The sequence below is a fragment of the Carnobacterium sp. genome, assembly GCF_040274425.1.
The window spans coordinates 1-6265 of sequence record NZ_JBEMBC010000109.1; the positions used below are offsets into that span (position 1 = coordinate 1).

Consider the following 6265-nt stretch of genomic DNA (forward strand, 5'->3'; position numbering starts at 1 on the left):
TTCGTTATCCGTACGGGAGAATCAGAAACTGGAAGCAAACAAAAAGCTGAATTCCAACTTGAATTAGAAAGTAATCCAGAATTTACGTCTTCTATTCTAGTGGCTTATGCACGAGCAGCAGTCAAGCTTAAAAATGAAGCAAAAACAGGTGCATTTAGTGTATTAGATGTCCCTATGGCTTACTTATCAGATAAATCTCCTGCACAACTAAGAAAAGAATTATTATAAAAGAAAATCCCATTAGAAGGTCAACTGCTTCTAATGGGATACTTTTTTATTTTTGAGGCCTAAATTTCTTTAATGGACGTGCGATGATTGGTGCAATAATAGCAGCGGCTATCGCCTCGCCTATTCCGCTCGTTAAAACAACGGTTCCTAATACACCTAAAAGATTTGAAAAATCAACTTCTAAAAGCGATGCATAAGTCTCACCGTAAATAATATAAATCAGTCCGAGTACCATAATAGTATTCGTTAGTGACGCCAAAACAGAAGAAATAATCATAGCGGTTGAATCATTTTTCATTCTTTTTTTACATATATTATAAACATATCCAGCTACTAAACCTACCATAATGCGAGGAATAACAGCTATAATCGGGTTTCGCCATAAAAAATAGTCAAATGGCGAAGCAGGCATTGTAAAGGCTTTGACCATTCGTGTGATACCCCAAACAGAACCAATAATCATACCATCTTTTGTTCCCAGTGTAAGAGAAACAACAATAACTGTAATATGGATGATAGTAGGATTTAAAGGAGGAATAGGAATATACCCCAGTAATGGAACAAAATTTTGAATAATAATGATAGCTGTAAGAATACCTAAAATAGCGGTTCTATAAGCGCTTTTATTTTTTTGGTACACCTTAATCCCTTCTTTCTATCTAAATGTATACATTGTTATTTTACATTATTTGATTAAGAATATCATTATAATTCTTTTTCTTCTTAACGAAAAGACAGAGATTTTTCTATTGGAAAAAGTATGCTGTTCCTTGAAAGGCAACTATGATTTGTTTTTTTTTAGTAAGGTTATTTCGTATTTATTTGTATAAGACGATACCAATGAACAGCAAATTAAACCAATGGTATCGCCCTTTTTTCAACAGCTTCTTTTAACCTCTTATGTAATACATTCATTTTTATTAATTCTAAAACGTGCTCCAAAAAACAGACCCGACATCCACTTCACGAACAATGCTCGATGGTCGATGACCATACTTCGCTTATTCGTTCCAGTGATTCGGGTCTAAACGCTTTTTGTCACACTCTCTCAATAAACAGTTTTATTCAAATGCAGCAATATATTGTTTCATGTATTCAGGAAGATCTGGAGGTCTGCGACTTGAAATGATGTGTCCATCTGTTATAGCTGGGATATCATGCCAAATAGCTCCTGCGTTCGTCATATCGTCTTTAATGCCTGGTGTACTCGTAACATTTACACCATTAAGGATTCCAGCTGAAATCAACACCCAACCAGCATGACAAATTTGTCCAATCGGTTTCTTTTGTTGATTAAAATATTGAACAAATTCAATTACTTTCGGGAAGCGTCTTAATTTATCTGGTGACCAGCCCCCTGGTACTAAGATTCCGTCATATTCTTCTTTAGTTACTTCGTCAAAACTATAATCAGATGTCACTGGTACACCATATTTTCCGTGATAAACAGTTTCTTTTTTCTCAGCTACTAAATGAACCGTTGCTCCAGCTTCTCTTAAACGTAAAACAGGATACCATAATTCTAAATCTTCAAAATCGTCACTAACTAACGCAATGATCTTCTTATTTTCTAAAGGCACATTTATTCCTCCTAAATTTTTAGTTCTTACTAGCAGTCTATCAATTCTGCTAAAAGAGTGCAAACATCTGTAAAATCAAATATGATCTTCGGTAAATTCCTCGATTAGTTCACGAACGGGTTCACCACCATAGTCATTAATGAAATCTTCTAAAATGCCTAAGAAAATACTGCCTTTTTTTGCTGTTCCTTCACTCTCGTCTTCAAAAAAACGGATAAAATAAGATTGGTAATCTTTGTATCCATCTACAAACCCAAGGCTTTTTATAAACCGATTTTCTTCAACTTCAGCCTCTAAATGAACATCTTGTTCTTTTAATTCTTCACTTTGACTGATGACAAGTTCTATTAACTCTTCTTTCGATAAATTATTAAGCGTTTTTGAATCCATCTCTTAACCACCTTTTATCCATTTTCTCTCTTTAATTGTAAAGATTTTAAACTGTCTTGTAAAATACTTCTGCTTCAACTATTAAAAGATTGAATGCTTCGATTAACTCTGCCCATCAGCACTAGTAAAAGTTGTTTTTCATCTGCTGGCCAGCTTTTAAAAATTTGACTATAAGCATTTTCAAGTTCAAATGAGACAGTTAATATAAGTTGACGAGCTTCTGAAGTTAAAGAAAGAAAACTATACCGTTTGTCAGTGCCTAGTTCTTTGATAAGCAGCTCTTTTTTTTCTAAACTTTTCACTTGTCTGCTTAAAGTCGATTTATCCAACTCAGATAGATTTACTAACTCTTTTAACGTTATTTTTTCATCTTTAATAACTGTCATAATTGAATAACCAGACTTTGTAAGGTTGTGTTTTCGGAGCAACTCTTTTTCCAATTTTGAATAATTCTGGTTAAATTCTGTAAAACGTTGAATTAATAAAAAAATCGGTGTTTCTTGTTGGGATTCCATTAAAGCCCACCTTTCTCAACATCGTTGCAATATACAATTAATTTATATGTATTATACAACTATCTAGTTAAAAAGTATAGTTATACAAAAAAGAGACTGAGACAGCAGTCTCAATCTCTTCTATAAATTAAACTCATCTTGCGTTATCGACTTAATAAAAGTTCATCTGTTAATTGACTTGAAGAATTATTTTTATCCATAGCCTTTTGGAAAAGAACCAACACATCAGCAACCGTCAGATTCATTTTTTCTTCACCAGAAAGATCAACAATGACTTGTCCTTCATCTAACATAATCAATCGATTTCCATACGTTAAAGCGTCATTCATATTATGAGTAATCATTAAAGTTGTTAACTGTTCTTGTTCTACTCGTTTTTTAGTAAGTTGTAAGACTACTTTAGCTGTTTTTGGGTCTAAAGCTGCTGTATGTTCATCTAACAATAAAAGTTCCGGTTTATTCATGGTAGCCATTAATAATGCAATAGCTTGTCTTTGCCCACCTGATAATAAGCCCATTTCACTATCTAACCTATTTTCTAAGCCTAGACCTAATTCAAATAAAATGCTTTTAAAATACTCCCGCTCTTTATCCGTTGTACCTTTTCGTAAAGATCTCTTCTTGCCTCTTCTATAAGCAATAGCTAGATTTTCTTCAACTGTCATTCGAGGAGCAGTTCCCATTACTGGATCTTGGAAGACGCGTCCGATAAAACCAGCTCTTTTTTCTTCTTTTACTGTAGTTAGTTCTTTATCGCCTAACAAGATTTTTCCATTGTCGATCATAAAATTTCCAGCAATACTATTTAGTAAAGTAGACTTACCAGCACCGTTTCCACCTATGATTGTAATAAAATCGCCTTTTTTCACTTCTAAATTCAACTTGTTTAATACAGTATTTTGATTAGCTGTACCCTTATTGAATTGTTTCGTAATTTCCCTTAATGATAAGACTGGTTTAACGGTCATTTTACATCAGCTCCTTTTTTTGAAAGAAATTCAAATTAAATTTCGTACGTATGCTCGGTAATGCCAGACAAATAGCTAAAATAAACGCTGAGATGAGTTTTAAATCATTTGGCTGTAAACCAATCAACAAGACAAACATGATGATAAAACGATAAATAATAGCGCCTAAGATTACACAGATAAGTCGATGTACAAAAGAGAGATTTCCAAAAACAACTTCACCAATGATAACTGAAGCTAAGCCAATCACTATTGTACCGATTCCCATACTGATATCCGCATAACCATTGTCTTGAGCAATAAGTGCCCCAGCAGCAGCAACCAAACCATTAGAAAGCATCAGTCCTATCATTTTTGTTTGGTTAGTAGAGATACCTAGCGAACGGGCCATTTTTTCATTGTCTCCTGTAGCAATAACGGCTTGACCAATTTCTGTTTTAAAGAATAAAACAAGTAATGTGATGATAAGCACCACAAGAATGAGCCCCATAAAAATTGTATCAAATTGATTTGGCAAGTTTAATCGATTAAAAAAGTCTGTTAATTTGGCTTTTCCAAGTAAACTTAAATTGGCACGCTTCATAATTCGTAAATTAATAGAATATAACCCGGTCATTGTCAAAATCCCCGCTAGCAAACCAGGTATATGAGCTTTTGTAATTAAGAACCCAGTAACAGCTCCAGCCAAAGACCCTATTAAGAAAGCCACAGCCGTTGCAGCTAAAGGATGCATACCTGAAATGATTAATTGAGCACATACAGCTGCCCCTAAAGGAAATGATCCTTCTGCTGTCATATCTGGCAAATCTAAAATCCGGTAAGTAATAAAAATACCTAAAGCCATCATTCCCCATAATAGCCCTTGTGCTGTTGCAGTAACGATTAAATCCATTTACTTTCCTCCGCTCTAATAAGTGATCTAGTTTATTTCATTTGTTCTAATAAATGAGTGGGTATCGTAATACCTAATTCCTTAGCTTTTTCTTCGTTGATAATAATATCACCTTGGTCTAAATATTGAATGGGTGTAGTCGATGGATCGGATTCGCCATTTAAAATAGCTACAACCATTTCCCCAGTCAAACGCCCTAATTCATATTGATCTAATCCTACAGTAGCTAGACCGCCTTCTTCCACCATAGTATCTACAGCTGGAAAAATAGGAATCGTGTTTGAATCGGCAGCCGTTACCAATGTATTCATTGCACTGGCTATCGTGTTATCTGTTGGCACCCAGATAGCATCTACTTGAGAAGCTAGAGTTGCACCGACTTGAGCAACATCATTTGTAGAAGATACTGTCATAATTTGGGTTTCAAGACCCATCTCTGTCGCGATATCTATTGCTTGTTCGGCTTGAACAATAGAATTATCTTCGCTAGATGAATATAAAATTCCAATTGTTTGAGCATCAGGTAAAATTTCTTTGATCAAAGAAAATTGTTCTTTAATCGGAGTAAGGTCACTAACACCCGTGATATTTCCACCAGGCGCTTCATTGCTTTCAACTAACCCAGAACCTTCAGGATCGGTAACAGCTCCAAGAACAATTGGTATTTCTTTTGAACTATTAGCTAAGGCTTGTGCTGATGGAGTAGCAATACCCACCATAACATCTGCCCCTCGGCTAACAAAACGGGTACTCATAGAATTTAAATTACTTTGATCTCCTTGAGCATTTTGAAAATCCAATAGCACTGTTTCTCCGTCGATATAACCTGCTTCATTTAAAGCGTCTACCGTTCCTTGATAAATAAGATCTAGAGCCGGGTGACTCGTTAATTGTAAAATCCCAACCATTGGTACATCATTATCAGGAGTTGTTGTTTCATTTGAAGTAGTAAAAAAAGCAACCGTTAGAAGTGCCGTCAAACAAATAATAAAACCAAACATTTTTTTCATTTTTTATCCTCCAGTAGTTATTCATTCTTATATGATTATGCTCAACAAAATCGCCATCGTTTCTTTTCCATTCTAATCATCACCCCAAAAGTAGATTATAAAAAAAACAGCTGCCACAAAATGCGTGGTAGCTGTTTTAGCAAACAAAAACCACATAGAAATAGAATAACTATTCTCTCTATGTGGATCGGAAGTAAAATATATCTTCAAATAAACCAACATAGATACATACATTCAGTATACTGAAGGTTGTATCTATGAGCGTTCTCATGGATCAACCTATCTATCTTGGCTTTGCCAACTGCTATTCAATTGTACACGATTAGATAGGTAGATACGCATCATCAGAACTCCTTTGTCGTTTTTCTATTAAAGCAATCTTACTAGTTGATTGCTTTTGTGTCAAGAGAAATACAAACTTTTGCTAACTATTCGTCAATCGATAAATAAATAGGTCTATTCTTTATTGGCTGTAATGGTCGGTTTGTTTTTCCGATATTCTTCTTGAAAGCTTGAAGCAATCCTTGCCTCATAAAAGATTGCTGACGGAATACGATCCATTCAACTGGACCTGAAGTTGGCGGCGTTGTTAACGATCCTGTGTAGTGATAGAACTGTTTGTTTTCAGGTAACAAACGATCTAGATCAATTGGAACACTCAAACCTCCTCCAGCATTTAAAG

8 protein-coding genes and 1 pseudogene are annotated in these 6265 nt (G+C 34.8%); 1 reads left to right on the plus strand and 8 read right to left on the minus strand.

The features are described from left to right. Positions 1 to 228, plus strand: a pseudogene (locus tag ABS911_RS13675) (diaminopimelate dehydrogenase); the annotation flags it as partial. Positions 229 to 274: 46 nt separating this feature from the next. On the opposite strand, the gene ABS911_RS13680 reads toward ABS911_RS13675, so the two are convergent. The 8 genes from ABS911_RS13680 to ABS911_RS13715 all read right to left on the minus strand — a co-directional run. After that, positions 275 to 868 carry an ECF transporter S component gene (locus ABS911_RS13680; protein ID WP_023177993.1) on the minus strand — a complete coding sequence of 198 codons (594 nt, stop codon included), beginning with the start codon at positions 866 to 868 and terminating at the stop codon, positions 275 to 277. Between the two features lie 421 nt (positions 869 to 1289). Further along, positions 1290 to 1808: a type 1 glutamine amidotransferase domain-containing protein gene (locus ABS911_RS13685; protein WP_023177991.1), complete on the minus strand. Its 519-nt coding sequence runs from the start codon at positions 1806 to 1808 to the stop codon at positions 1290 to 1292. Positions 1809 to 1883: 75 nt separating this feature from the next. After that, positions 1884 to 2198: a hypothetical protein gene (locus ABS911_RS13690; protein WP_023177989.1), complete on the minus strand. Its 315-nt coding sequence runs from the start codon at positions 2196 to 2198 to the stop codon at positions 1884 to 1886. Between the two features lie 74 nt (positions 2199 to 2272). Continuing rightward, on the minus strand, positions 2273 to 2713 hold the full coding sequence (locus tag ABS911_RS13695) for a MarR family winged helix-turn-helix transcriptional regulator (RefSeq protein ID WP_023177988.1): 441 nt from the start codon (positions 2711 to 2713) through the stop codon (positions 2273 to 2275). Between the two features lie 143 nt (positions 2714 to 2856). Further along, positions 2857 to 3681, minus strand: a complete 825-nt coding sequence (locus ABS911_RS13700) for an ABC transporter ATP-binding protein (protein ID WP_350452507.1) — start codon at positions 3679 to 3681, stop codon at positions 2857 to 2859. Position 3682: 1 nt separating this feature from the next. Further along, on the minus strand, positions 3683 to 4573 hold the full coding sequence (locus ABS911_RS13705) for an ABC transporter permease (RefSeq protein WP_350452508.1): 891 nt from the start codon (positions 4571 to 4573) through the stop codon (positions 3683 to 3685). Positions 4574 to 4605: 32 nt separating this feature from the next. Next, positions 4606 to 5583: a tryptophan ABC transporter substrate-binding protein gene (trpX, locus tag ABS911_RS13710; RefSeq protein WP_034536698.1), complete on the minus strand. Its 978-nt coding sequence runs from the start codon at positions 5581 to 5583 to the stop codon at positions 4606 to 4608. A gap of 428 nt (positions 5584 to 6011) precedes the next feature. Beyond that, positions 6012 to 6265: carbonic anhydrase family protein (locus tag ABS911_RS13715; protein WP_350468023.1), on the minus strand; the 254-nt coding region annotated here is incomplete at its 5' end.

Bases quoted from the DNA above. Each gene is read 5' to 3' on its own strand.
- ABS911_RS13690 (WP_023177989.1), bottom strand. From the start codon at position 2,198: ATGGATTCAAAAACGCTTAATAATTTATCGAAAGAAGAGTTAATAGAA.
- ABS911_RS13705 (WP_350452508.1), bottom strand. From the start codon at position 4,573: ATGGATTTAATCGTTACTGCAACAGCACAAGGGCTATTATGGGGAATG.
- ABS911_RS13700 (WP_350452507.1), bottom strand. From the start codon at position 3,681: ATGACCGTTAAACCAGTCTTATCATTAAGGGAAATTACGAAACAATTC.
- ABS911_RS13695 (WP_023177988.1), bottom strand. From the start codon at position 2,713: ATGGAATCCCAACAAGAAACACCGATTTTTTTATTAATTCAACGTTTT.
- trpX (WP_034536698.1), bottom strand. From the start codon at position 5,583: ATGAAAAAAATGTTTGGTTTTATTATTTGTTTGACGGCACTTCTAACG.